Below are 26,081 nucleotides of genomic sequence, written 5' to 3' on the forward strand. Positions count from 1 at the left end.
CCCCTAGCGGGGGCGTCTGGAATTGCCGCCGGTACTATCCTACCACCCCCTCACCGGCAAGAAGTCACCCTTCCTGTAAAATTAACAAAAATTTACAGAAGTTTAGCATTTCCCCCAACACTGTCGCAGGAGGCAGAGCCTCTGATAGATGCGTTCCCAGCCTGAGGCTGGGAACGAGGAAGTCCGCGAAGGCGGACTTCGTTTGTATAGCCGCGATTTCAATCGCCAGGTAGCTAACTTCTCAAACTAACATCAAACTGTTTAACCAGAGCCTCCCGAACCTTTTGGTGCACCGGCTCAACATCAGAATCAGTCAGCGTGCGGTCGCCCACCCGATAAACCAGGCGAAACGCCAAACTTCGCTGACCCGAAGGCACATGCTCCCCGCGATACTCATCAAACACCTCAACCGACTCCAGAAGCGAACCCGCAGCCTTAACAATTGCCCCCTCAAATTCCGCCACAGACACCCCAACCGGCGCGAAAAACGCAATATCCCGGTCAGAAGCAGGATAGCTCGAATAAGCGCGGAACCTGCGTCCCAGCGCCCCCTCACCCACAGCAGCCAAAAGCACAGCTAAATCCAGCTGGAACACATACACCGCATCTGGCAAATCCCGCTCTTGGCGCAACTCCGGATGCAGCTGGCCAAAAATCCCCAACCGGCTGTCTCCCACCCACAGAGACGCCGTGCGTCCGGGGTGCAAGCGCTCTTCAGAACTCTCCTGTTTCCACTCCACCGGCACATTAAAGCGCCCAAACACACTTTCCAGCACACCCTTCGCCTCAAACCAGCTCAGCGCCTGCTCGCGACCGCCGCGCACCCACCGGCCCACTTCCGGATCGCCCCCAATAACGCCCGCCAGCGCCGAAGCTTCCTTCAAAACATCCCCGTCCTTCCAGAAAATGCGGCCAATTTCAAACCCATTCAGAGCGCCATTTCCTTGCTGCAAATTGTACTGAAAAGCGTCAATAAGCCCCGACAGCATCTCACTCCGCAGCCCCGAATATTCCACAAACAAAGGATTCGCCAGCGCCACCTGATTTTCCGACACCGGCTTCACCAGAGAATAGTGCATCAGTTCCGTCAAACCCGCAGCGCGGAAAGCCGATCGCAGCTCGCGAGTCAGCTGCTCCTCCACCGGCAAATAGCCCAACATCGCACTGCCCGGAAGCGTCTCGCAGAAATTATCATAGCCGTACAAACGGGCAATTTCCTCAATCAAATCGATTTCCCGCTCCAAATCCCGATAGCGATACGCCGGCACCGTCACCGCCCACACCCGCTCTTGCGTGCGCTCCACACAGCAACCCAGCGCCGTCAGGATGCGCTCCATTTCCTCCGGTTGCAACTCGCCGGTGGCATCTCCCCGCTTCACCTTTCCCAAAAGCTGATTAACTCGGTCAAGACGCAACTCCACAGAGCGAGTGAAACTCGTCGGTCCCGTGCGGGAAATCGCCTGAGACACCGGCACCCCCCCAGCCAATTCAGCAATCAACTTCAGAGCTCGCCGGCACGCCACCGGCAATTCCGCCTGATTCACCCCCCGCTCATAGCGAGTGGACGACTCAGAGCGCAACCCCTGACTGCGAGACGACCGGCGGATCGCCGCCCCCTCAAAAATCGCTGCTTCCAGCACCAAATTTTGCGTCCCGTCACCGACTTCTGTTTCCTCACCGCCCATAACGCCGGCGAGCGCCACCGGCTTGTCATTGGCCACAATCAGCAGATTTTGTTCTTGCAGCGCCCGCAGCTGACCGTCCAGCGTTTTCAGGGATTCCCCAGCCTTAGCATATCGCACGCCAATTGTCAAGCTCTCGCTGCCGGCGACAGATTGCAAGCGCTCGCGGTCAAAAGCGTGCAGCGGCTGCCCCCACTCCAGCAAAATGTAATTCGTGACATCCACCACATTATTAATAGGGCGAATCCCAGCAGCTTGCAGCCGGCGCTGCAGCCACTCTGGAGACGGGCCAATTTTCACCCCTTCAATCGCCGTACCGATATAAATCGGGCACGATTGCAGTGAATTGTCAACCCTCAAATTGGAACCTTCAGACAGGGTTTCCCCCAGCTCACCCGCTTCTGGAAGCCGCACAGTCGAGCCGGTCAGCGCCGCCACTTCCCGCGCCACCCCCACCATACTGAGAGCGTCAGCACGATTTGCCGTTGCTGTCAAGTCCAGAATCACATCATCCAGACCCAGCAGAGGGCGGACATCGCTGCCCAGTTGGGGGTTTTCCAGCTCAAAAATGTGAATGCCGGCGGACTCCTTAGTCAAACCGAGTTCAGCCAGAGAGCAAATCATCCCTGCCGAAGGCACCCCGCGCAGTTTAGCCGGTTTAATTTTCAAATCCACATTAGGCAGATAAGTGCCAACAGTCGCCACAGCCACATAGATATCAGCCCGAGCGTTAGGCGCGCCGCAGACAATATTGAGCGGTTCGTCCCCCGCCCCAATATCAACCTGGCACACCCGCAGCTTGTCCGCGTTCGGGTGTTGGGCGCAGCTGATCACCTTCCCAAGCACCACGCCATCAGCCCAAGTGCGCCGGTCTTCAATATCTTCCACCTCAAACCCAGCCATTGTTAGCGTTTCCGCCAACTGTTCCGGGCTCATCGTAATGTCTGTCAGTTCCCGCAGCCAATTCAGAGAGATACGCATTTACAGAGATGCCTTTACCTATATCAGCCTGAATCATTTTACCGAATCCGCTGCTAAAATCTCGGGGCGGGTTTCTGAACGCCCGAGCCGGCGGGCAAAAGTCTGTCGCAGTGGACACCCCCTCCCAGCACGCGCCCAACGCCTACCGACTTCTAATTGAGGTGGGAAAATTTTTTTTATTAAGGTTCATTCTTAAACCTCAATTCCGCCGAATTAATATTTCCATACCCCCGACTAATTCTCTCACATTTTTGCACATTTTTGGCGTCCCTTCACGGAGGCGGTTCATTCTTAAAACCCACAGATTGCCCGCCGGCAAGCGCAAGTCCAGCACCCGCCAGCCCGCAACCGGCACCCCCAGAAACTGGACGGCGGCCCGCCGCACAGCCTCTCACCGCCGGCACCCCGGCATCAAACGCCTTAAGATTCGCGATAAAGTGGATAGTGACCAACCAGAAAAAACCTGCTAGATTGTGGCATATATCTGCTGCCGGTTGTGCTGCTGCCGATCTAACCCAAACATCTCATGGACACTATACTGGGACAAACACTAGGTGGACGCTACAAAATCATCAGCTCCTTGGGAGGCGGGGCGTTTGGCCAGACCTATATTGCCGAAGACCACCAACTGCCTGACCACCCTCGGTGCGTCGTCAAGCAGCTCAAACCGCAGGCGAAAGACGAACTGACACTCAAGACAGCCAGACGTTTATTCGACACCGAAGCCAAAGTCCTGCACCGGTTGGGAAGCCACGACCTGATCCCGCGCTTGCTAGCGCACTTTGAGGAACAGCAGGAATTTTATCTCGTGCAGGATTGTATAGAAGGAGAGCCTCTCAGTCAAGAGATTCAACCGGGCAAGCAGCTGAGTGAAGCCTTTGCCGTCGCCCTGCTGAACGATGTTTTGCCGGCACTAGCGTTTGTCCACCGGCAGAACGTCATCCATCGCGACCTCAAACCCTCCAACTTAATCAGACGCGCCGGTGACGGGAAATTAGTCCTCATTGACTTTGGCGCAGTCAAACAAGTCAGCAGCCAGGGGATCAGCGAAGGTGTTACCGTTGCCATTGGCACTCCCGGCTACATGCCCAGCGAACAGCTAGCCGGCAGTCCCCGCCCCAACAGCGACATTTATGCCTTGGGCGCGATTGCCATCCACGCCTTAACCGGCATTGCGCCATCCCGATTGCCGCAAGATCCGGTTTCCGGCGAGCTCGTCTGGCGCGACAGAGCCCGGGTGAGCGAACCGCTGGCCCAGATTTTGGACAAAATGGTGCGCTCGCACTTCAGGGACCGCTACCCGTCCGCAGAGGAAGTCCTCGCCGACCTGGCCAACCTGCCCCAAGGGGACCGCACCGAAAACCAAGGGGAGCCCACCCCCTCCCAAATCAGACCGCCCAACCGCTCAACACCCACCGGCGGTGCGCCCGACACCCCCACTGGGACGGTAGTGCCCCCCCCTGTGCCGCGCCGGTTCAAGCTTTGGCACGTCGGGGCGATAGTGGCGGTGTTGGGATTAGCCGCCGGCAGCCTAGCGTTTTTCCTGCGCCCAGATCCGCTCAGCCAAGCCAATAAATTAATCGACGCCCAGCAGCCAGAAGCAGCGCTCACTATCGCTGACGGGGTGCTCAAAAACCGGCCCGATGACGCAAAAGCCTGGAAAATTCAAGGCGATGCCTACTTTTTTTTAGAGCGCTACGAGCAAGCGCTCCTCGCTTATGACAGAGCGCTGAAAATCCAGCCCGATGACCCCAAAATTTGGAATAACCGGGGCAAGACCCTGTATCAATTGCAGCGCTACGACGAAGCCCTAAAATCTCATGACAAAGCCCTCGAACTCAATCCGAGTGACGTGCAAGCCTTGAACGGTCGGGGACGCGCCCTGATTGGCATGAAGCGCTTTCAAGAAGCGCTCGACGCCTTTGACAAAGCCCGCCAAATCCAGCCGAAAGAGCCCAAATCTTGGGAGAACCAAGCTTTTGCCTTAGAGTATTTGCAGCGCTCGCAAGAGGCGCGCCAAGCCTATCAAGAAGCCCTGGCCTCCTACAGCGACACCCTCAAAGCCAATCCCAAGGATATCCAAGCCCTGGTTGACCGGGGGAATGTGTTAAGTAAATTGCAGCGCTTCCCAGAGGCGCTCAATTCTTTTGAGGGGGCGATTGCCACCGACCCAAACTACTATCCCGCTTGGGTTGGCAAAGGCAGTGCGCTGTTTTTCTTGCAGCGCCCGGATGACGCGCTCAAAGCCTACGACAGGGCGCTGGAAATCAGGCCGAAATTCCATATCGCTTGGCACAACCGAGCCTCTTTGCTCGCTGAATTGCAGCGCTTTGAAGAGGCCATCAAGGATTATGACAGGGCGCGGGAATTCAACCCAGACTTCTATCAGGCGTGGCGAGACAGGGGATTTGCTCTCTTGCAATTGCAGCGCCAGCAAGAGGCAATCGTTTCTTTTGACAGAGCCCTGAGAACCGAACCCAATGACCCTAAATCTTGGGTGGGTCGGGGCATCGCCCTCACCGTCAGCAAGCGCTACGACGAAGCCCTAGCCGCCCTTGACAGAGCCATAAAAATCGCTCCCAGCGATCCGGTTGCCCTGTTGAACCGAGGTGTTGCCCTGGAGGGTTTGGGACGGAACGAGGACGCGCTGGAAGTCTATAACAAAGTGATTGAAATTCAGCCCAACTTCTTGCCGGCTATCCAGCAGCGCAAGCAGTTGCAGGAGAAGTTAGGGCGCTAGTCTAGAAACCGGGTTTCGCAGCAGAAACCCGGTTTCTTATAGCGTTTCTCATAAGCTATAGCGCAGATAATTTGCACTACCCATCTCTATTCTCTCGTTCCGGGGCGGGCACGGGGACCATTGGTGTCAACTTAAGCTGTGTCCCATAGCGGTTGAAACCGCAGCTACACAGACCAAACCCGCCTGCGCGGGTTTTAAAATTGTAGCTATTCTCTTAAGTCCTTGTCATGCGGACTTCGTTTGTCGCAGTGAGTTTCAATCGCCAGGAGCTTAAGTTGACACCAGTGGCACGGGAACCCGCCCCTACCGCCTGGGAACGCAATCTGGAGGCTCTGCCTCTTTTCAACGTAAAAGCAGGTTAAAAGCCAAAGAGCTTATTAGTGAGGGACTGAGAAACCCGGAAGAGGGTGGTCTCCGTGGGTGGCCCGCCCCTACGAAACCGGGTTTCTGGGCCACAGTTCACCACACAGAACTTTCTTGCAGCCCGATCGAGTCCGGGGGGATAAGCACCTTGTCAATCACAATAATCACGCCATTGGTAGCAGGAATAGACGGCGGATTGAGGGTGGCCTGATTAAACTTGATTTGATTGCCCGGCTGGTCAACGGTAATTTTAACTGAATTGCCTTCGACAGTTTTTACTTCCCCTTTCTGGAAGTCACTCTCACTAACCTTGCCGGCAATCACATGGTAATTAAGAATCTTCAGCAGTTTTTCTTTATTCTGCGGCTTCAGCAACTCCTCAACCGCCCCCGGTGGCAAAGCCTCAAAGGCTCGATCCGTCGGAGCTAAAATGGTGAAGTTGCCTTTTCCAGCCAGAGTATCAGTAAGTCCGGCCACTTGCAAGGCTCTAGCAAGCGTTTTGAGTGAATTATTAGCCGTAACTAGCTCCACAACACTGGGCTCTTCATCAGAAGACTCCAGCAATGGTCGCGAACTCGGGTTGAAAAGACTGTACGGATAGTAATACTGCCCCAAGGCGGGCAGACCGATCAGCAAGCTGGCACCGGCAGCGCCCACCAGTCCAGCCAGCATTTTAAAACGGTTTGGGCGATTCTGTGTTTTCATATTGATATCCCTTTGGAAACCCCCTGTTTTTACACCGGGGCGGAAAACGGGGCGGCGTGCCCCTTCCATGAGTGAATCGCATTCATGCCTGGTTTTTAAGTGCCGGCCAGCCTGGAACCTGGCCAAACCTGCTGCTAGTCCCTAAGCGATTCGCGACTTGCCAGCCCTTTGCCACCAAGAGCTCCCCTCTCAAGGCCCCCGAAACCAGTATAGCAAATACCCCCTATATTTTATTGAAGCTCGCTTCCGGGAAAAGTGCCCACTCTGTTTCGCTTTCTTAACTTTTCCCGAAACGCTGCCACTGCGGGGCAGCGGGCGATGGGACAGGGGGCGCTCGGGCATTGGGCACGCTGGCACGGAGAGCGCCAGCTTTCGGACTCAACTGTGCAATAAAGATGCCACTGGACTCGCCCCTAATGATAGGACTGCCGGACAGAAGTGGGGTGCGTCACGCCAGCACCTCACGCACCCCACTAAACCCGAAACCGCCTATCTAACCGGATTTCATCTTACATGCCAGAAACCCGGTTTCTTTAAGAAACCGGGTTTCTACCTTTTCACAACTCGAATAGAAACCCTAGAGAGAATTTCATCCTAGAGAACGTCTTTCCGCTTCTGCACCACCAACAGGAGGCCAAACATGCCCGCCATCAGCAAGCCCAGGGAACTCCAGTGCTGAGTCACATCTACATTGAAAGTGCGGCCATAATCTTTATTGAACCGTTCGAGAGTGCCTTCCGCTTCCCCAATAGCGCTTTCGTATTTCCCTTTCCAATCGCTGTACTTCTCCTGCCAGCTGTCGATGGCTTTTTTGTATTCATCCACCTTCTGATTGTAAGCATTAATATCCTGCCTGAAATTGTCCATTTCCTGCTGGTATTCCGGTGTGGGAATTTCCGGCGCTGTGGGCTGGGGTGGCGGATTCCCCGGATCTTGTGGCTTCTCAGGTTCTGGCTCGTCTACGGCTTGGTTGTATTTACCGCGAATCCCAGGAAACTGACAGCTTTTGAAAATCCTCGGCCCGATACAGGCGCATTTCTTCTGTTCCGAGTCGCTGAGTTTCTTGCGCTCCTCCTCCGGCAGCTGCCAGCACTGGTCATTGGCCACATCTTTGCCCAAGCCGGTGAGCGTCACCAGCGACTCAAACGGCCATTTGCTGAGGGTGAGCTGGTTGATCGCTTTCCCCGGCGGGCCAAAGTTTTCCACGGACAGCATGCCGCCGCCAAAGGTAATCTGCGGCACCAGGAAAACAATCGTCAGCAAAGGAGCCACATTCTGATTTGGGGAAATCGCCGAAACCAGCAAACCCATTACCATACCGGCAATCGTCGCCAGGAACAGCGTCACATACATGCCGGCCAGCACTTCTGTCCCGCCGGGAATGTCCACCGCCAGAACCTTAAACAGCAAGAAAACCGCCGCCTGATACATAGCCAGCACGACGCTAACCCACACCTTTGACAGGATATAAGGAAGGAGCTGCAAACCAATGGTTCGCTCCCGGCGATAGATTTCCTGCTCCTTAACAATTTCCCGCATCGTCGCCAGACTGCCAACCATCACCGCAATCAGAGCAGCCGTGAACAGCATCGTGATCGCCTGACGCGGATCTCCTTGCCCGGCATCGAACAAATCGCGCTTCCAAGTGACAAAATCCAGCAGTCCCAACACCGGCGCGATGGCCAGCATCAAAATCAGGCTAGACCGGTCGCGCATCAAAATCGCCAAATTGCGCTCAGACAGAATCAGGAACTGACCCAAAGCCGAGATGCGCTTCACCTTAGCCCCTGGTCGCTGTTTCTGCGGGCGCGGGCTTTGCCCCCCTGTCGCAGGCGCTTGCAAAGATTGCTGCCGGCGCACCACATATTTCTGATATTGTGGCGAATTGAGGTAGCGCTGCTGCCATTTTTCGGGCGAGATTTCACGCTCAACCAGACGGTAAATTTCATCAAAATCTCCCACCCCAAAGTAGGCGGGGGCTTCTGCCGGCGGCCCGAAGTAGGCCACATACCCTCCCTTCGCCAGAAACACCACTAAATCGCACATTTTGACATTTTTAGTGGCGTGAGTGATCAGCAGGATGGTGCGCCCTTGATCCGCTAGTTGGCGCAGCAACTCCATAATCTCTAGCTCTGTCCCCGGATCGAGGCCAGAAGTCGCTTCGTCGAGAAAGAAAAGGCTGGGTTTAGTGAGCAGTTCCACCCCCATCGACACCCGCTTCAGCTGACCGCCGCTGAGGTCTTTCACCGGCACGTCCTTGCGGTGAGTCAGTCGCAGCTCTTCGATCACCTCCGCCACCCGCTTCTTGCGCTCCGCCCGCGTCGTGTCCGCCGGCATCCGCAACCGGGCTGCGTAGTCCAGAGCTTGCTCTACGGTCAGCTCTGTATGAACAATGTCCTTCTGGGGCACATAGCCCAGTTCTGTGCGGTAAGCGTTAAAGTTCTTGTACAGGTCTGTGCCGTTCACCAGCACCGTGCCGCTAGTTGCCGGTCGGAAACCATTGAGGGCGTCGAGCAGGGTGGACTTGCCGCCGCCACTGACGCCGGCAATCACCACAAACTCCCGCGCTTCGATTGACAGAGATATGTCATTTAAAAGGTTAACGTCCTTGGCGACGACCTTATTCAAGTGCACGGCGTCCAGGCGCAGGTTGCCCTGTTCGTTTTTGCGGACGAGGGTTTCATCGACGTTGAAGACTAAGCTGCATGGCCCGATGCGGATGGTGTCCCCGGCCATCAGCACGCGCTCGGCGTCAATCTGCTTGCCGTTGACGAAGGTGCCGTTTGTCGAGTTGAGATCGGTAATGGTCCAGGAGCCGGCTTGCTTGACAATTTTGGCGTGGAACCGGGACACTGCAGGGTGGTCGATGGCCGTGTCGTTTTGGGGGTCGCGCCCCAAGCTGAGGCTGGTGCGCCCGCGCAAGTCCAGCTGCTCGACTGCAGTTGGCATTACGGTTGCCGGTGCTAGCTCGTAGGTGAGGGTGACTTCCCCACCAATTTGCAATACGTCCCCATCTGCCAAGACCTTGCGGTCGATGCGGTGGCCTTCGCTTAGCAGGCCGTTGGTGCTGCCGAGATCGACGATTTCATAGCCGTTTGACCTCCGTCGCAATTCGGCGTGCCGGCTCGAAATCACCGACGCATCAATGCGAATGTCACAATTGGGGGCGCGACCGATAACGATGGTGTCTTTTGACAGGGGGAAATTCCTCGTCCCCTGCGGCGTTTGCACTCTCAGCACCGACGCGCCGGAGGCTGCGGCTACAACCGTGTCTGGTAAAGTGGAGGAAACATATACTTCGGTCTTTTCTTCTTGTGCGGCCACCGGGCAGAATCGCAGTTCAAATATGTCGATGGCGATTCTGTCACTGTCGGCTAAGGGGTGGGGTTTGTCAGGTTGCAGTTTAATGTCATTGAGCAGCGTGCCCTTTGAGCTCCCTTTGTCGGCTATTGTATAGCCGTCTGCTTTCCGGACAATCTGAGCGTGGTGGCGCGAGACGGTGGGCTCGTTGAGGACAAGGGCGTTTTCCGGTGCCCGACCGATGTCGGTCAGGTCGCGGTCAAGCAGGAACTCTCGCTCAAGGTTGCCGCCTCGATAAATTTCCAATTTGGCAGAGGGTGGGGACATGGCTGGTCTGGCAGTAGTGTTACAATTTTATCCGAGCGGTCAGGATAGCTTTAAGTTATATTTTCACCCCGGGCATTTTCGCCAATGTCAGAGTGAATGGCGCTATCCTATCACCATACCCGGGAAATTGCAAGTCAGCCGCACCAGCAAACCGGACTCTTCGCGCCTCTGTTCCCGACAGACCTTATTTATAAGATTTATTACGCTATGTTAATTTATGTTGATTTCGCCAAAAAGAACATAAAAGATTTTGAAGGGTGAATTTAAACTCGTGAATTCTGTGTTTTATTGACTTTTAATTTCTGACAGTTTATACTTGAGAATAGCACCCGGCATCCGCTTGAACTCGCAGCTGAGTTGTGCCGGCGAGGTCCAGAAAGTCGGAACCTTCAGCCCGGCGCTGGTGTCTGGGAGGATAAGCTTCCTGTGAGGGCGGAACAGCACGGGGAGACGGGATTGGAATTTGGTACTGACTTATGAAATGGCAAACTTTTTTGTGGCTGAGTCGCCGGTTAATGCCACCGGCAGCCAGCAGCATTATATTATATAGCCTGTGGGCGGTGTTTGGGGGGAGCGGCGCACTCGCCGCCGAAAAGATTGTGTTCAATGCTAGCAGGGGGCAGCTATCCCTGTCTGCCGGCGAGCTAGAAACCTTCGCGCAAACCGGCGAAGTTTCGGCTGCAGTTAGAGATTTGCTCAAAGCGACGCGACAAGAGCCTGAAATTGTGCGTCAGGCGCTGACGAAAGAAGTGCCGGTGAGTCTGCGGATTGCCGATCGGGCGCTCAACAGCCAGATTGGGGAAGCTGTGCTGGATAAAGTGGGCGAGGTGGTGCACACTCCCTCGGGAGGAGCGGACCGGCAAGCTTTGCGGGCGGCGTTTGTCCTGTCGGCGAGTGGGGATAATAAAATCAGCCTGCTGGAAGTTATTAAAAATTATCCCACATCGGAGGTGGAAGTAGAAGCCGACCGGCTCGCGGACGGCTTTAAGCAACTGAGCCGGTTTGGGGAAACCCTGCAAAAGTGGAGAGATAGGTTGCCAAAGATAGTCCGCTGAACCACTTGACTGTCACCGGAGAAGTAGGGTGCGTGCCGGTGAGCGCGGAACGCACCCTACTGTTAAGGCTTAATCCCATCACAAAGGTGCCGGTCGCTCTCAGGGAGAGTGGCATTGGTTTTCAGATAGTCACGCGCCCAATCGCAACCGTAACGCAGCAGATCATTTGCCTTCAAGTCCAAATTCCACAGAATCAATCTTCCAGCTTTGTCAGCGGAAGCAAGAGTGTGGCCATCAGGGCTGAAATTGACGCTGAAGACATAATCGTCGTGACCCTTGTAGGTTTTCAGTTCCGTACCATCCAAGCTCCAGAGTTTGACAGTGTTGTCTAAACTGGCAGTGGCAAGGGTAAGGCCATCGGGGCTGAACCTGACTCTGAAGACACCAGCATTATGACCTGTGAGGGTTCTAATTTTTTTACCTTCAGAAGTCCAAAGCACGACAGTTTTATCCTCGCTGGCAGTGGCAATTATTTTGCCGTTAGGGCTGAAAGTGATGCTATGGACTGCATCGGTATGCTCCGTGAGGGTTTTGATTAGCTTACCTTCACGAGTCCAAAGTTTGGCAGTCTTGTCCCAACTGGCAGTAGCAATTGTCTTGCCATCGGGGCTAAAAGTGACGCTATTAACTTTATCGCTATGCCCATTGAGGGTTTTGAGCTCTTTTCCATCTCGGCTCCAGAGTTTGACAGTTTTGTCAGCACTGGCGGTGGCAATCGTCTCACCGTTGGGACTGAAAGTGACCCTCCAGACCCAATCTGTATGACTGTCGAGGGTGCTGATTTCCTTACCTGAGGGATGCAAAAGTTTGACAGTCCCATCAGCAGTGGCAGTAGCAATCATCTTGTTGTCGGGGCTGAAACTGACGTCAGTGACCTCACTGTTATACCCCTTAAGAGTTTTGAGTATTTTCCCATCCAGGCTCCAGAGTTTGACAGTTTTGTCAGCACTGGCGGTGGCAATCGTCTCACCGTTGGAACTGAAACTAACGCTATATATCGCATTTTTGTGCGCCGGAATGATTGGCAGTTCCTTACCTGCCACCTTCCAGAGTTTGACGGTTTTGTCCTTACTAGCAGAGGCAATCATCGTCCCGTCAGGGCTGAAACTGACGCTCCAAACCCAATCCTTGTGTCCGGTCAGGGTTTGGAGGTTATCGCCGTCTAAGCTCCAGAGTTTGACGTAACCGGCTCTTTGGGTTCGGTCTCCCACCGACTCCAAGTTGATAAAGAAAAGCGATGGTTCATTTGAACCGACAGCTCCTCTCTGGAAAGCCCCACGCGCTCTCGCAGGAAGCGGAGCATGCAAATTTGCTCGGAAGGTGACGGCATAGATCCCTCTGATCTAAATCTAAATTTGACTGCATGGCCTAGGTGCGAGCATGGGCCATAACGCTAACTTATCGCTTTAGTGTAAATTTGGGTAGTCAAATTTGCTTGAAAAGTTCGCAAATCAAGAACTATCTGGCCCATCTTTTACGATTTTGCGAGGTTCTAGCCTTGAAAAGGGAGGAAATAAAAGAGCAATGGCTTGCTTGGGGCTCCCCCGCGTGCTACTCTTTTGGTTTAAGGCTGCTGGCATCTTGAAGTGCGGTAGGTGCTGGCGGCCATTAATAGAGGAAGGAGACAATCAGATGCAATATTGGGCTTGGGCTTGGACAAAAGGCGCTATTGCGCTCTCTGCTCTTCTGTGGGGAGTGTCTTGGGGCAGCACCAGCGCATTTGCGCAGCGCATCTGCCCAACTGCTAAGTCCTGCTACGATCGCGGGACTCAAAGCATGATCAGTAAAGAATGGGGGGCAGCAGCCCTTTTCTTTGGAGAGGCGCGCGAGCTTATGAAGCCTAGGTGCGATTCCAGCGTTGAGCACCGGCTGGCGATTTCAGAAGTGCATTCTATACGGGAGGCGTATCAGAGAGAAAAAGCAGGAGGTTCCCCTAGAGCAGAACAGTTTTTCCAGGAGCTGCAGCAGGCGTATCTCGGCAGCTCCAATTTTTGCCCAACCCATGCCGCTTGCATCCGAATTGCGGGGCTGGCTAGAGAGAAAGGAGACTTTCAGACTGCTTTGGTAAATGCCAAGCGCGCGCTGTTTCGCGATCCTGGGAGCAAAGAAGCAAATGGAGAGATCCTTGTTGCAACAATCAAAATTTGCAACAGCAGGTAACTTACACCGGCACCATTCTGGGCATCTGTACTTTGGCCGAGCTTGCAACGCTCTCTTTGATGTCCTCGAACCAGACGCACCAAAGCTGGCCGTAGGGGTAGAACTGTGTGTGCCGGCTGCCCCCGTCTGACTTTGCAATAACTCCATTTGGCCCTGCGGTTACTATCCTGAGCAGGCTGGATGTCCCCGCTCGCCGGCAGAGCTGCGCCGATTCTGCCATTTCTTGTGTCAGAGGGGATGGCGTCAGAAACCCTTGGAGCCCTCCCCACCCATTCTCTACCGCCCAAAGGTGCGCGGCAACTCTGTGCCTGCACGCATTTCCTGTCTTGCTACTACAAGAGGAACACCAGCGCGAGCCTACCTCTCCGTCCGCCGCGCTGCTCGCTTTTACGCGAAGCAGCCGAGGTTCGTGAGATTTGATCGCAACCGGAAGCTGCCTGGCCTCTCCCCACGTTTCTAGAAACTCAAGGAAGTTTGACGTTTTTGCGTAGAGCGGCTCCCCGTCTTTTTTCTCCGCTCGCAAGTAAAGGCCATTAGTGAAGGCAACCGAATTTAAGTTTGATGTGAGGGCCGTCCCTTTCTTCCGAAAGTAGAAGTAAGAAGCAGCAGCCTGGCGGAGCAGCCCCTCTTCTCTCCCCCCAGCCCACAGAGCTGTTAGCAGCGCTGTCACCCTTCCCCTGTTGACAACCAATGGAGCGAGAGGAGACGTGTCTACGATCTGGACATTCCCATCGGTCACGCTCATACCCGCCACTTGACCCTGCCCTTCTGAGGCAAGAAAGATTTGCCCTATTTCTTGAACTGCAGCGGTCTTGAGAAAGGTGCAGCACTTTCCTCTCTTAACTGCAGTTAGCAATGCATCCAAGAAAGGCTGGCGTTCGGACTCTGGATTTTGGGTGTAGAGTTCCTCAAACTGGTCGGCGATTAAGATTAGGCGAGTGCCCGGGTTTTGCTGCACGAGGCTTTCGATGATTTTGTATAAGGCTCGCGGATCTTGCTTCAGTGAGATGGCCAATTCCAGTTCAATTAACCGGCGGGCATTTTCACCGTCACCGCTTTCCCCCGGCTGCTGCAGGCGCTCCCAGCTAGGGGCGAGCGCGACCGCCAAGGCATCAAAAGGATTTTTCCCCGGACGAAAAGAGACAATCTGCCAGTGAACAAGAGTGTCTTTTCGCAATTTGGGCAGGGTGCCGGCAAACATCACGCTAGACTTGCCACTCCCACTGGCACCGATGGCAGCCACCAGCGGCTTTTTTTTCACCGCCGCCACCAAATCCTCGGCGAACGGCTCCCGCCCAAAGAAGAGGTGGGCGTCTTCTTCTCGGAAAGCAAATAAACCCCGATAGGGACAGGGGGGAATCCCGCCCAACTGCAGCCAAGTTGCCGGTTCTACTGCTGGATTTTGGCAAATTACAGGCAGCCAAGAAGCGCCGGGGAAGTCATTTTCTAAACCTTGTAGCTTTCTTCGCGCTTGCTGCGCGGCGAGATATAAAGGAAGTCGCTTTTGTGCGAAGGCTTCCAGAAAATGCTTGCAAAATTCCTGCGCCACGCGATTCGGCACCGGCTCCCGCATGACAATCACTGCGGGAAGGTTCAATTTCTCCAGAGCGAGAGCCAGTCCTAGCCCGTCGCAGGAGTTGAAAATCGCCAGCTTTAAACCGTTTTCAATGGCTTGTGTGAGAGCTTCTTCTAACTGTCCGACGGTCAGGCTATTGTTGGTTTTGTTTTCATTGATATAAAGTCTGCCGGTTTCGCCCTCGGTTTGGCTGTGACCGGCAAAAAAGAGGATGTCCCAGCCCTGGTCGTTCCAAAGCTGGGTGTTCAGTTGCTGGCGCGAGGGCTTGACAAGAAATTCGACTTCTGCATCTGGCAAGTTTTTCAGAAACCGGCTCTCTGTCTCCAGATTGATGCCAGAGCTATTGCCGAGAACGGCCAAGATCCTGACTTTTTCGCGGGGGGCTTTTGGCTGTGAGGGTTGGGTGCGTTTGTACTCGGGTCTGCTCAGAGCCATTTCTGCTTTGGGATAATCGCTAAAGAAATCCCAGCAATGCCAGGGGAATCGCCGCAGCAATTCATCGCCGGTTTCGACAATGACCCGAATTTCTTCTGCTGTGTTGAGTTGCGCTCTCAGTTGCTGTTCAATATGGATAAAGTCTTTAGACTTGAGCCAAGCATTGAGGCTCTCTTCTAACTTTTTGCAGACCTCCTCGAAACCGAGCTGAGAGACGTTGGTTATTCCCCCTTCGTCGATTTCCAGCTCATCGTCATCTTCCTCGCGAGCCGGTGGGGAAAGCAGCTCTTTGCGAGCGCTGAGACTCCTATAAACTAACTGCCAGTTCTGGTACAGTTCAGCCAGAACCGGCGCTGGGGGCAAACTGCCGGTGAATTGCTGCGGCAGGGGGTGGCCCGCTTCTCGCAGCTGAGCGGTAACTCTGGGAAATCCGCTGTTTAAATCGCCGGCTCCCAGATTGATGACCACTGACTTGATCATTTCAGAGTTCAAAATCTTCCTTAACGCTGACATCACTCAGACTGACTTCAAGACTGAAGCGGGTTGCCGGTTTAGCTTTAAAGGATTTCAGCTGAATGTAGTTATCTTGACTTCTGGAAGTGACTTCCTGAAGAGTTTTCCCCGCTTTCGACAGCAAAGTCAATTTGAGATTGGCCGGCAAATACTTTTTCCCGCCCGCCGGATGCAACTGCACCAAAACACCTAATTTCTCCTCAGCCTCTTCTGTGACAGTCACCAGCAGCGCCACGGTTTGACTGCCCAGTTGCATTCCCAGGTTAATGAGTTTACCTCGCTTCGCACCCGACTCAGCATTGCTGGCTCTCAGAGCTAAATTGGCTTCTGGGCTTATCAGTGCGTCAATCGCCTGCCAGTTTTTGTCAAAAACGCCCTGCAACCACTGGCTCAACTTGGTTCTGGTTTCTTCCAGGTATTCCAGCAAGTTTTCTGCCGCCCCTGTTAAGGATGACATGGCTTGACCCTCGGCTGTGGCAGAAAGAGGAATAGCAGCCGGTTCCAAGAAGCGACAGTAGAACAGCAGGTGATTTGGCTCCGCATCAAATTCTGATAGCGGCAGCCTGTAACAGCCATCTCGTGAGGGCTTTAAATTAGCTATACTTAGATAATTAAGCAGCTGGTCGCAACGCTGAAAGCCTCTCACAAGAACTTGTTCCTGTTCGTCCAATACCTCAAGCAACACATAGAAATGAGCTGCCAAGTCCGGTCTGTCGATGGCATCTGCCGGCAGGCTCACCACTTCATCAAGCACGTGTTCTGTCGCAAGCAGATAGAACTTAAATTTGCCAACCATGAGATGGCAAACAGCCTCACTGACCGCAGGATCTCGATTTAATATTTTATCCGGCATGCGGTCACTTAGCCATTCTTCAAAGCCAAGACTCGCCAGTGCGTTCAGATAGGTTTGCCACTGCTCGGCTTCTCCTGTCACCCGCTCGCTAATCTCTCTCGCCCGCTCGAAATGTTCTGGTTCAAGGTCTACGGTTTCAGGCAGCCACACCCTCAAATCCGTTGAATCTACCGGAAAAAACACCATAACCCCATTCCTCATGTTCTTTTTTCAAAATAAATCCGAAGTTGCTGGGCGTAAAAGCTGTTCATCGACCGGCTCTTCCCCGCCCGGATTTCTTCTGCAGCTTCTTGGAAGATTTCTCGATCCGCAAAAGCTTCGATTTGCTCCGCCAGGGTTTTCAGATAGTCCGGTTCAGGGGGAATCTTGGTCAGACCCATACCTTGAGCCTTTTCTAACGTCCTGTCGAGAAATTGCTGCACAGTCCGCTCGCGCACCTTTTTGAGAAGGTCCCCCGGATTCAACACCCGCCTGGCTTGATCCCAACTTGTCATTGCCAACAGGGGAGCAATCTCCCTAAGAGACATGCCCTGACCGTAATAGAGTTGCAAACCAGGAAGGAAGTTTGCTGCTATATTAGCATACCTTTTGCTTTTTTGCAAGTGGGTGAGGCGAGAGGCAATCTCTCGCTCTATTGCTTGGGCCAAAGCTAACTTGAGTTGCTCGTGCAAGAACTCCTGAAGTTCCCGCTGTTCGACATGTTCGACATCGAGTTTACTAAGGGAATCGTGAGGTAAATCCGGTCTGGGTGAGGAATCTCCCGTCTCTGGGTCGTATATTTCCAGAGGTTCCCTGTAGCTCCAGATGTCATACTGTCGCAGCTGGGTTGCTACCTGTTTTAGTTCTTTTAGTAACTCCACCGGCGTGCTGGTGGCGACGCCTCGTTCCTGCAATCCGGCTAGCATTTCTTTAAGCTGAGCGGCTGAAGGATCGGGACATTTCCTCTCTCCCTTTTGCTGCTGGCGTCTGTCCCTACGGTAGACGGCGTGAAAGATTTCGGCGAGGTGGCGCTGGCGCACAGGGAGAAGTTCCAGCTGTTTGGGTCTGGCTCTATTCAGGAGCGCCCAGTCGCTCAAATGTTTAAAGCCAAAGTCCGATAAAAAATCTTTGATCTCTTGATTTTGTTGGGTTTGCAAGTAGGCCCAGTTGTCCAAGCTCATGCTGGATTTGGGGTCCTGCTTAAAGGTTCGCAAAATCTCAACGGCAAAATATTTATAAGCCGCTGGCTTCGCTTCACCACTGTCATCCAGAATAAGTTGAGTTTTACCCTCCCTGTCCAGGAGGATGAGACTTTGACCGTCGTCATTCAGGACAAAGGGCAGCAAATCCCGGTAGCTGAAGGATTTTCCCCCATTGAAGAAACGGGCGATTTTTTGGCAGGCTTTGAGGATGAGGTAAGACACTCTGCACCGCAGGCAAAGTCCAGCTAGAGCGCGAGTTGTGGCGTCAGCAGAAGACTTCTTGGCGTGAAAATAAAAGAGCAGGGCGGCTTGAATCTCCTTATCCCGATGATGAGTGTTCTGGTTCGAGAGAGCCTGTTTTGCCTCTCTTTGCAGAAATTGTTTCTGAAAGAACTCCTGTGCCGCTGGGACTGCACAGTATTCGTATTCAACCCTTTCACTGGCCAGACGGATTCGGTAGATTTTCCCGTACCTGGATGGCGCTTCCATAACCACTGCGATGACCTCACGTTGGCTGAGCTGCTCGTCTACTTGTATCAAAGAAATAGGTGCGCGTGTTTTGAGCTTATGCAGTTCCGGAGCCACCACCCCAGTGCAGCGGGCAGAAATCCAAGACCGGCCTGCCAGTGTGGCCCGCCGAAGCGAAACGAATCAGCAACAAACAGCTGGCACATTAGATTTAACGGTAATTGCTAACTGGGAAATTGTCAAGGGGGGTTGGTTCAGTATCCTGGTGAGTTGCTCAAACGCGCCGGTTTTAGCTCTGTTGCCCAGATAGGTCGTGGTTCAGGGAAGTGCTGGCCCCTTTATAGCGTCAGACCAAGTTCCCCAGAGATGACAGCCCGAATAGTAGTGGAGCCGTTCAAGGATGTGGCCGCCCCACCAGCGAGGAAGCCCTGTGGTCTAGCGGGCTGGGACATCTTGGACATGGGACGGCGCAAGTTCTGCCCCCCACACTTTGCCGGCGGGCACTGGGGCCAGCCGGCGAAAATCCTTGCGGTGTAAAGCTTTTGGGCTGCTTGTCACCCCAAAAGCCGGCGATAGTTCTCCCATTTGCATCTCCAAACTGCATAAGTTGATTTCAGTTCCCCCTATGAGGACGCAGGAGGAGGACAAACAATGTTTACTATAATGGAGGCCAAAATGGCGTCGATAAGAATTACTGGCGGGGTGCGTGGACAGGAAAAAATGGGGGCAAAGCTGCCGGCTTTTTCCCCTCCCCCAGCGATGCTAAGCTGGGTTGCGTGCCGGCTGCCGGCAAAAATGATAAACTCAGAATATAGAGTTTAGGGGAATAGTTGCCATGCAACCTGAGGGAATATTTGGCGAATTGCCGGCGCTCGAAACTGACCGGCTGCTGCTGCGAAAAATGACCCTAGAGGATGCGGCGGATATGTTTGAATATGCTAGCGATACAGCTGTCGCCAAATTCACCACCTGGAGGGCGCACAAGTCTGTAGAAGATAGCAAGTTATTCCTGTTTGCGGTGATCGATGAGTACAGTAAACAGGAGCCGTCTTCTTGGGGAATAGAGGAAAAATTTGAGCGGAAGCTGATCGGCTCCTGTGGGTTTGTTAATTGGAGTCCTTCTGACTTTCGTGGGGAAATTGGCTACGCCCTCTCCAGAAAATACTGGGGGAAAGGATATATGACTGAGGCAGTCCGGGCGGCGATTGACTTTGGCTTTCGCACTTTGCTGCTGAATCGCATTGAAGCCAGATGCGAGATTAAAAATCTTGCTTCCGCCCGCGTCATGGAAAAAGCCGGCATGAAATTTGAAGGGATCTTGCGACAGCACGCCTTTTATAAGGGTGCCTTTCGCGATTTGAAAATGTACTCTATTCTCAGGAAGGAATGGGTGGAGTGAGCCTCGATCGAATACCCAGTTGGCATAGATATAGCAGCAGTCATATAGCAGTAGCCACTTAGATTAGGACGTAGGACCGGCGTCTCGCCTGTCCCAGAGATATTGAGGGCACGGAGGGAACGCCTGCCCTGCGCCTTCCCTCCGATAGCGAAGCGGGACGCGACAGCGTCCTGCCCGTGTCCTAAACTGACTGCCTACTGCTATATTGGTTAGGATAGGGGGAGCAAGGGAGCGGGGGAGCGGGGGAGGCCCGATAGAACTGCTGCATCAACTGATGGTTGCCAGCTCCCTCAAAGGTTAGTGGTGCTATCAAGTTCTCGCCTCTAAAAGCGGCTACTATACTTACTCTTGAGTTGCTGCGACCAGACTTAACGGCGTAAAATCTTTCACTTCTGTCACACCATCCATAGGGATAATCCTCTCGTTTATCTAGACCGAACTCATCAACAAAACCCAGACTGTCTCGTTATTGGCCCTCAAGAGGCGGTAGAAACGCCTTTCTTGAAACCTCATCCCTTTCTGCGTAACCCTAAGTTTTTTTTTCGGGTGAATCCAATTTTTTTTAAGGCGCGACTGAACGTGGAAGGACTGATTTCTCCAGGCCAGGCTTGCACCATTTCTGCTTGAGTTTTTTCTGCGTTGGCCAGGACAAATTGACGAAAAGACTCCAAGTCTTTGATTTTATGTCCCCATCCCTGTTGATAGCCCGAACCCGGTTTCAAGTTCCCCGTCTCGGACTGACGCTTGCGCCACTGGTAAATTGTATTGCGGCTCACGTCAAAGACCCGAGCGGCTTCAGCTATACTCATCCCCCGTTCTACGGCACTGATGACTTTTTGGCGCAGATCGTAGCTATAGGGTGCTGGCATATATCATAGACTCCTAAACGCTTTTTATTACTATTTTAGCATGTTCTGACCTAAATGACAAGTGCTATCCCAATTTGGGATTTTTATAGCAGCAGTCAGATTGGGCACAGACATCAGGCGTTCGCTGCGATCAAAGCTGTCCGCGCCCCAAGTGAATACCGCTATACAGTTCGCCCAGCAAAAAAACCCCGTGTAACCGGGGTTCACTCTTAGGGATTCACCGGCTTTCCGGCAGTATGGCTCGCCCTACATATTGGGCGGCAGAATCACCTTATCGATGACGTGGATAACGCCGTTGCTGGCTTCGATGTCCGCCGCAGTCACATTTGCCTGATTCACCATCACCTTGCCGGCATCAACTTTAACCATAACGGGGCTGCCTTCAACCGTCGCCACGTCTCCAGACTGCAGGCTGCCAGACTTGACGGCACCGGGAACCACATGGTATGTCAAAATCTTGACCAGTTTGTCTCTGTTCTCCGGCTTTAACAGCTGTTCCACAGTGCCCTTTGGCAAAGCGGCAAACGCTTCATCCGTGGGCGCAAAAACAGTGAACGGGCCTTTCCCTGCCAGGGTGTCCACCAGACCGGCAGCTTGCAGAGCCGCTGTCAGGGTCTTGAATGAGTCATTCTTACTGGCGATATCCACAATGCTAGGGCTGGTCGCGGCTGCAGCAGGACCGGCTACCTCAACCTCGACGGCGGAGGTGGGAGACGCCGGCTGAGGGGCGCTATTACAGGACTTCGCCGAAACTGGCATGCTGAGCAAGAAACTGGCACCGGCAACTGCCACAAGGCCAGCTAGCTTTCCGCCCCAGGTTTTAACGCTCTCTACCTTCATAGCTTTCTGGTCTTCCTTGGCCCGATTTTTACGAATTGTAAACTTATGTTTCATTGTATATCATTTCCTGCCGGTCAGCACTGCCAGCCGTGCCGGAAAAATTTCCCCCCTGGCTGAGTAGGAATACTTAGGCATGCCGGAGGGAACCCTTGTGCGGTTCTGATTCGCACGAAATCGGGGCGAGCCGGTGGGGCGAGCCGGCAGCCCCCAGCTTTTAAGCATTTAATTGTTATTTTTTCATGATTATAAAACTAGGCCAGCAAGTAATTTATATTAAAAGGAGCCGTTTTTATTTAAATCGTTTTGAGGGCAAATTGAATGTGCAGGTCCCTAACCCCTAACCCTTAACCCCCAACACCTCACCCCTCACCCCAACCCCTAACCCCTAACAGCTAACGCTGCTGCTGCGTCAGGTTCTTCCTTATGGCAGATGGAACCCCAGTGGCAAATTGATAGGGTAGCAATGGAAACCAATACAGTTCACATTCAAAGTGCGTTCCGCCCCATTTATCCTTGGAGGGGAAAGTTATCAAAAGCTAGGACGTAGTGACAGCCCCAATCAAAGCCAAGAACTTTGATGAAAACAAACTCTGCGTGCAGTTGCTTTTGGTTAAACAGGTGAGTCTAGCCGCTGGCAGTGCCTGAAGCCCAACAAGCCTGGATAAAATTAGCGGAACGCGCAGCGGCGCGGAGTGCGCGCGGTGAGCGATTCCCCCGGGAACGGGAGTGGGGCGCGGGGTTCCCATGAAAAACCCCACCCTACCAACTACAACCATTTACGGGCAGGAGGGTAGCGGTTATTCCTTTGAAACAACTTTTTTGCAGGAGAAAAAATCATGTGGGACATTATTGCTTGGATTGTCTTAGGTCTGATTGCTGGCGCAATTGCTAAAGCCATCTATCCAGGAACCCAAGGTGGCGGTATGGTTGCCACCATCGTTCTGGGTATTTTGGGCGCAGTCGTTGGGGGCTGGGTGGGCAGAATGCTGATAGGGACAAGCGCCGGGGCTTCCTACGGGGCGCTGACGCTCCCCAGCATTGCTTTGGCGGTGCTGGGTGCGATGATTGTCCTTTTCTTGTGGGGTTTGTTCACTCGCCGCGCCGCCTGATAGCAACACCGCCCGCTCTGCGGGTTCGGATGTTTCACTCTCCCCCAGCGCTCAGGCTGGGGGAGCTTTCCGCTTGAGAGTATGGAGGGAGAGCAATGCCCTGGAGCGAAAACAACTATCCAGCCTCGATGAAGAACCTCACCGAGGAGGTGAGAGACAAGGCCATTGAGATAGCAAATGCTTTACTCGAAGAAAAGGATTACGATGAAGGTAAGGCAATTCCGATCGCGATCGCCAAAGCAGAGGAATGGGCCAGCCGGCGCGGCAAGCCGGTGAAACAGCGAGACTATACCGACTGATGCTATTTTCTAACAAGTCAGCGTTCTGCGGCAACCTCAACAAGCTTAAGGAGATAGAAAATGCTGGAACTGTATCAATCTGAACTGTCCCCGTACAGCGAGAAAGTGCGGCTGATGCTGGACTACAAAGGGCTGGCGTACCGGAAAATTGAAGTCACACCGGGAGTGGGACAGCTTGAAGTGTACCGGCTCTCCGGTCAGCCTCAGGTGCCGGTGCTCAAGGACGGTAATGTAGTTGTAGCCGATTCTACAGAAATTGCCAAATATCTCGACCGGCAGTATCCGGACCGCCCCCTGATTCCCGCCGGTGACAAACAGCGGGGGCTGTGCCTGCTGATGGAAGAATGGGCGGACGAGTCGATTGGGGCGAAAAGTCAGAAGCTGCTGTTTTCCGCCCTCAGTTCTGACGGCAGCTTCCGCAGCGCCCTGCTGCCACCGGCAACCCCCGATTTCCTCAGAACCCTCGTGGAAGCAGTTCCTGCGGACTTGCTCAAGGCGCTCGGCACCGGCATCGGCGCGGGACCTGACACCGTGAGCGCCGCAATGGAATCCATCAAGCAAGACTTGGAAGCCCTCTGCTTGCTGCTGCAAGACAGCCCCTATTTGGTGGGCTCCCAGCCGACTCTAGCAGATTTTGCCGTAGCGGGGCTGTCGATATTCCTCAAGTTCCCAGAAGGACCCTATCTGGATATCCCAGAAAGGCTCAAAGGCAAAGGCGTGTCCGGAATTGCTGACAATTACCTGTACGCACCGTTTTTCTCCTGGCGGGCTCGCCTGTACGACCAATATCGCCAACCGCTGACGCCCACCGGCACCACCGGCTCTGCGCCAACTTCGATTCAAATAGAATAGTCGGATCGGGGTGGGTAACGCCAGGGAAGCAACTGATTTCTGCGGGGCGCAAGAGTGAGGCGCGCCGGCACGACTGCTCAGAAGAGCGCCAGTGCGGTGCTTTTCGCAAGCGCTGGCACCCCACTTCTATCCGGTGCCTTGGGTGATGCGAACGGGAGCATCAAGGGTTGTGCGAGCGTTGCCCATATCAATGCGACAGTGATTTTAGCCGGGGGTAGGAGGAGAAGAGTTTTGGCCAGCACCCATCCCGGAAATGGGATTGAAACAACGGCACCCAACCCCAGCAACAGAGCCCACCGGCTGCAAAAGATGCCGGTGGGTTTTGAATTTTCAACCGCCTCCCCTGAAGCGCCCCACGCCCTGACAGAGGCAATTTCCCCTCGCACCGGACGCTCCCGCCCGCCAGCGAGTTCGGGCGGCTCCGCCTCCCATTCTAGCACAAGCCGGTTCAACCCCAGCTCCTGTTTCCAGAGAGACAAAACCTTGCCCCTGCTAGCTATAAAATCAAAATTGATCGTAAGATCAGCCAGAAGCTTGAGAGATTAGAGCGATGAATCTAGACAAACCACTGGGATCGGTTATTCAAGGTTCTCTCAGTGAGGGGGTGGAAGTCCGGCTGCATCCTGATGTCTCCGTTGAAGAGATGCGGGTGGGCAAGTTTTTGGTAGTGCAAGGCGTGCGAGCGCAGTTTTTTTGCCTGCTCACCGATGTCATCCTGGGAACCTCTAGCCCCCGCATTCTTGCCGATCCCCCCCTCGCCAGCGACACTTTGCTGCAGGAAATTCTGGCGGGAAGCAGCACCTACGGCACCCTGCAGCTCGCCCTAATGCTGATGTTCACCCCACCAAACCCGGAAAAAGCCCTCCGCAACTCCGCCCTTAAGTCGAAAGCGAGCAAAGCGGCGAAATCAAAGCTGGCGTCGTTTGAGGCGCAAACCAGCAGTGACATGGAATTGCTGCCGGTGAAAACCATTCCCAGCCATTTCTCGCAGGTGTATGAAGCCACCGAGGAAGACTTTCGCTGCGTTTTCGGTTGGGAAGACGATCCCTACCGGCGCAACTTCGCGATCGGCAAACCCATTGACATGGACGTGCCGGTGTGCGTCGATCTCGACCGGCTCGTCGAGCGCAGCAACGGAATCTTCGGCAAATCCGGCACCGGCAAGTCTTTTCTCACCCGCCTGCTGCTGTCTGGAATTATCCGCAAGCAAGCTGCAGTGAACCTGATTTTTGACATGCACTCCGAGTATGGCTGGGAAGCTGTTTCGGAAGGCAAGCAGTACAGCACGGTCAAGGGGTTGCGCCAGCTGTTTCCCGGTCAAGTTGAAATTTACACCCTCGATCCCATTTCTACAAGAAGTCGCGGCGTGCGCGACGCCCAAGAACTGTTTCTCAGCTACGACCAAATTGAGGTCGAAGATATCGCCCTGGTGCAGCGGGAGTTCAACCTTTCGGACGTCGCTATGGAAAATGCTTTGATCCTGCGCAACGAGCTTGGCAAATCCTGGATTAGAGATTTGCTGGGCATGAGCAGTGAGGACATTCGGGAATTCTGCGAGACGAAGAAAGGAAACAAAGCTTCGATTGGGGCGCTCCAGCGCAAGCTCGTGCGCCTGGAGGAGATGAAATACATGCGCGACGACAAGGCAGCTAAAAATTATCTCACCCATATTTTAAACTCCCTGGATGCCGGCAAGCATGTGGTGATTGAGTTTGGCTCCCACGCGGATATGCTATCATATATGATGGTGACGAATATGATATCCCGGCGGATTCACGCTAGCTATGTGCGCAATTCCGAGAAGTTCTTGCGCACCAAAAATCCCAACGATCGCCCCCGCCAGCTGGTGATTACTATCGAAGAAGCCCACCGCTTTCTCGACCCCTCTGTCGTCGGCTCCACGATTTTTGGCACCATCGCCCGCGAGATGCGGAAATATTTTGTTACCCTTTTGATAGTTGACCAGCGCCCGTCGGGCATTGATAATGAGATTATGTCTCAGATTGGCACCCGCATCACCGCTTTGCTCAACGATCAAAAAGACATTGACGCCATTTTCACCGGCGTTGCGGGAGCTGCCGGTTTGCGCTCTGTTTTGGCCAAGCTGGATTCCAAGCAACAAGCGCTGGTTCTCGGACACGCCGTACCGATGCCGGTGGTGGTGCAAACTCGCCCCTACGACGAAACTTTTTACAGGGAAATTGGCGAGATGGATTGGGAAAATATGCCCACAGAACTTGTGATGGAAGAAAGTGAATCCGCTATGGCGGATCTGGGGTTCTAGTAGGGGCACCGGGCATGGGTCATTGGGCATCATCGCATGGGGAAGGGGGCATCATCGCATGGGGTTAATTATAAACTTCTCTCCTAAAAC

General features: G+C 53.9%; 23 protein-coding genes. 10 read left to right on the top strand and 13 right to left on the bottom strand.

Annotated features, from left to right (window positions below; translation table 11 throughout):
* Positions 1–233: 233 nt before the first annotated feature.
* Together pheT and OSC10802_RS49570 are read right to left on the bottom strand one after the other, a co-directional pair.
* Positions 234–2,663 carry a phenylalanine--tRNA ligase subunit beta gene (pheT, locus tag OSC10802_RS0111900; RefSeq protein ID WP_017716992.1) on the bottom strand — a complete coding sequence of 810 codons (2,430 nt, stop codon included), beginning with the start codon at positions 2,661–2,663 and terminating at the stop codon, positions 234–236.
* A 272-nt stretch (positions 2,664–2,935) separates the two neighbouring features.
* Positions 2,936–3,115 (bottom strand): hypothetical protein, encoded by a 180-nt coding sequence (locus OSC10802_RS49570; protein WP_155967603.1) that lies wholly within the window; start codon positions 3,113–3,115, stop codon positions 2,936–2,938.
* A gap of 74 nt (positions 3,116–3,189) precedes the next feature.
* On the opposite strand from OSC10802_RS49570, the gene OSC10802_RS0111910 reads away from it, so the two are divergent.
* The gene (locus tag OSC10802_RS0111910; RefSeq protein WP_017716994.1) at positions 3,190–5,403 is read left to right on the top strand and encodes a serine/threonine-protein kinase; all 2,214 of its coding nucleotides are present in this window, start codon (positions 3,190–3,192) and stop codon (positions 5,401–5,403) included.
* Between the two features lie 459 nt (positions 5,404–5,862).
* On the opposite strand, the gene OSC10802_RS0111915 is transcribed toward OSC10802_RS0111910, so the two are convergent.
* Positions 5,863–6,471 carry a fasciclin domain-containing protein gene (locus tag OSC10802_RS0111915; RefSeq protein ID WP_026098396.1) on the bottom strand — a complete coding sequence of 203 codons (609 nt, stop codon included), beginning with the start codon at positions 6,469–6,471 and terminating at the stop codon, positions 5,863–5,865.
* 594 nt (positions 6,472–7,065) lie between these two features.
* Positions 7,066–10,098 carry an FHA domain-containing protein gene (locus OSC10802_RS0111925; protein WP_017716996.1) on the bottom strand — a complete coding sequence of 1,011 codons (3,033 nt, stop codon included), beginning with the start codon at positions 10,096–10,098 and terminating at the stop codon, positions 7,066–7,068.
* Between the two features lie 476 nt (positions 10,099–10,574).
* Between OSC10802_RS0111925 and OSC10802_RS0111940 the strand changes: the two genes are divergently transcribed.
* The gene (locus OSC10802_RS0111940; protein ID WP_017716998.1) at positions 10,575–11,153 is read left to right on the top strand and encodes an alpha/beta hydrolase; all 579 of its coding nucleotides are present in this window, start codon (positions 10,575–10,577) and stop codon (positions 11,151–11,153) included.
* Between the two features lie 62 nt (positions 11,154–11,215).
* Here the strand turns inward: OSC10802_RS0111940 and OSC10802_RS0111945 are convergent, their stop codons facing one another.
* Complete coding sequence (locus OSC10802_RS0111945) at positions 11,216–12,364, bottom strand: WD40 repeat domain-containing protein (protein WP_017716999.1); 1,149 nt, start codon at positions 12,362–12,364, stop codon at positions 11,216–11,218.
* Positions 12,365–12,785: 421 nt separating this feature from the next.
* Here OSC10802_RS0111945 and OSC10802_RS0111950 point away from each other — a divergent pair, with 421 nt between their 5' ends.
* Positions 12,786–13,313: a J domain-containing protein gene (locus OSC10802_RS0111950; RefSeq protein ID WP_155967607.1), complete on the top strand. Its 528-nt coding sequence runs from the start codon at positions 12,786–12,788 to the stop codon at positions 13,311–13,313.
* 1 nt (position 13,314) lies between these two features.
* On the opposite strand, the gene OSC10802_RS39855 is transcribed toward OSC10802_RS0111950, so the two are convergent.
* Genes OSC10802_RS39855 through OSC10802_RS0111965 form a run of 3 tightly spaced genes read right to left on the bottom strand, consistent with a single transcriptional unit; the run spans position 13,315 to position 18,360 of the window.
* The gene (locus OSC10802_RS39855; protein WP_017717001.1) at positions 13,315–15,804 is read right to left on the bottom strand and encodes an nSTAND1 domain-containing NTPase; all 2,490 of its coding nucleotides are present in this window, start codon (positions 15,802–15,804) and stop codon (positions 13,315–13,317) included.
* Position 15,805: 1 nt separating this feature from the next.
* The gene (locus tag OSC10802_RS0111960; RefSeq protein ID WP_026098399.1) at positions 15,806–16,876 is read right to left on the bottom strand and encodes a DUF1822 family protein; all 1,071 of its coding nucleotides are present in this window, start codon (positions 16,874–16,876) and stop codon (positions 15,806–15,808) included.
* Between the two features lie 11 nt (positions 16,877–16,887).
* The gene (locus OSC10802_RS0111965) at positions 16,888–18,360 is read right to left on the bottom strand and encodes a hypothetical protein (protein ID WP_017717003.1); all 1,473 of its coding nucleotides are present in this window, start codon (positions 18,358–18,360) and stop codon (positions 16,888–16,890) included.
* A gap of 70 nt (positions 18,361–18,430) precedes the next feature.
* On the opposite strand from OSC10802_RS0111965, the gene OSC10802_RS0111970 reads away from it, so the two are divergent.
* Positions 18,431–18,649 (top strand): hypothetical protein, encoded by a 219-nt coding sequence (locus OSC10802_RS0111970; protein ID WP_017717004.1) that lies wholly within the window; start codon positions 18,431–18,433, stop codon positions 18,647–18,649.
* Positions 18,650–18,774: 125 nt separating this feature from the next.
* On the opposite strand, the gene OSC10802_RS49580 is transcribed toward OSC10802_RS0111970, so the two are convergent.
* On the bottom strand, positions 18,775–18,924 hold the full coding sequence (locus OSC10802_RS49580) for a hypothetical protein (protein WP_155967609.1): 150 nt from the start codon (positions 18,922–18,924) through the stop codon (positions 18,775–18,777).
* A 66-nt stretch (positions 18,925–18,990) separates the two neighbouring features.
* On the opposite strand from OSC10802_RS49580, the gene OSC10802_RS49585 reads away from it, so the two are divergent.
* Positions 18,991–19,161, top strand: a complete 171-nt coding sequence (locus tag OSC10802_RS49585; RefSeq protein WP_017717006.1) for a hypothetical protein — start codon at positions 18,991–18,993, stop codon at positions 19,159–19,161.
* A gap of 13 nt (positions 19,162–19,174) precedes the next feature.
* Positions 19,175–19,738 carry a GNAT family N-acetyltransferase gene (locus OSC10802_RS0111980; RefSeq protein WP_017717007.1) on the top strand — a complete coding sequence of 188 codons (564 nt, stop codon included), beginning with the start codon at positions 19,175–19,177 and terminating at the stop codon, positions 19,736–19,738.
* A 509-nt stretch (positions 19,739–20,247) separates the two neighbouring features.
* Here the strand turns inward: OSC10802_RS0111980 and OSC10802_RS0111985 are convergent.
* From OSC10802_RS0111985 to OSC10802_RS49595, 3 genes are all read right to left on the bottom strand, one after another.
* Complete coding sequence (locus OSC10802_RS0111985; RefSeq protein WP_017717008.1) at positions 20,248–20,607, bottom strand: helix-turn-helix domain-containing protein; 360 nt, start codon at positions 20,605–20,607, stop codon at positions 20,248–20,250.
* Between the two features lie 246 nt (positions 20,608–20,853).
* Positions 20,854–21,501 (bottom strand): fasciclin domain-containing protein, encoded by a 648-nt coding sequence (locus tag OSC10802_RS0111990; protein ID WP_017717009.1) that lies wholly within the window; start codon positions 21,499–21,501, stop codon positions 20,854–20,856.
* 6 nt (positions 21,502–21,507) lie between these two features.
* On the bottom strand, positions 21,508–21,669 hold the full coding sequence (locus OSC10802_RS49595; protein ID WP_017717010.1) for a hypothetical protein: 162 nt from the start codon (positions 21,667–21,669) through the stop codon (positions 21,508–21,510).
* A gap of 614 nt (positions 21,670–22,283) precedes the next feature.
* Here OSC10802_RS49595 and OSC10802_RS0112005 point away from each other — a divergent pair.
* From OSC10802_RS0112005 to OSC10802_RS0112015, 3 genes are all read left to right on the top strand, one after another.
* A complete protein-coding gene (locus OSC10802_RS0112005; RefSeq protein WP_017717012.1) occupies positions 22,284–22,556 on the top strand; it encodes a GlsB/YeaQ/YmgE family stress response membrane protein in 273 nt (90 codons plus the stop codon).
* 95 nt (positions 22,557–22,651) lie between these two features.
* Positions 22,652–22,855, top strand: a complete 204-nt coding sequence (locus OSC10802_RS39860) for a DUF2188 domain-containing protein (RefSeq protein WP_044170090.1) — start codon at positions 22,652–22,654, stop codon at positions 22,853–22,855.
* A gap of 60 nt (positions 22,856–22,915) precedes the next feature.
* Complete coding sequence (locus OSC10802_RS0112015) at positions 22,916–23,707, top strand: glutathione S-transferase family protein (protein ID WP_017717014.1); 792 nt, start codon at positions 22,916–22,918, stop codon at positions 23,705–23,707.
* A gap of 77 nt (positions 23,708–23,784) precedes the next feature.
* On the opposite strand, the gene OSC10802_RS0112020 is transcribed toward OSC10802_RS0112015, so the two are convergent.
* On the bottom strand, positions 23,785–24,186 hold the full coding sequence (locus tag OSC10802_RS0112020) for a hypothetical protein (protein ID WP_017717015.1): 402 nt from the start codon (positions 24,184–24,186) through the stop codon (positions 23,785–23,787).
* 71 nt (positions 24,187–24,257) lie between these two features.
* Here OSC10802_RS0112020 and OSC10802_RS0112025 point away from each other — a divergent pair, with 71 nt between their 5' ends.
* Complete coding sequence (locus OSC10802_RS0112025) at positions 24,258–25,991, top strand: helicase HerA domain-containing protein (protein WP_017717016.1); 1,734 nt, start codon at positions 24,258–24,260, stop codon at positions 25,989–25,991.
* Positions 25,992–26,081: the final 90 nt, after the last annotated feature.

Origin of the sequence: Kamptonema formosum PCC 10802 (assembly GCF_000332335.1) — a bacterium.
GTDB lineage: Bacteria > Cyanobacteriota > Cyanobacteriia > Cyanobacteriales > Oscillatoriaceae > Oscillatoria.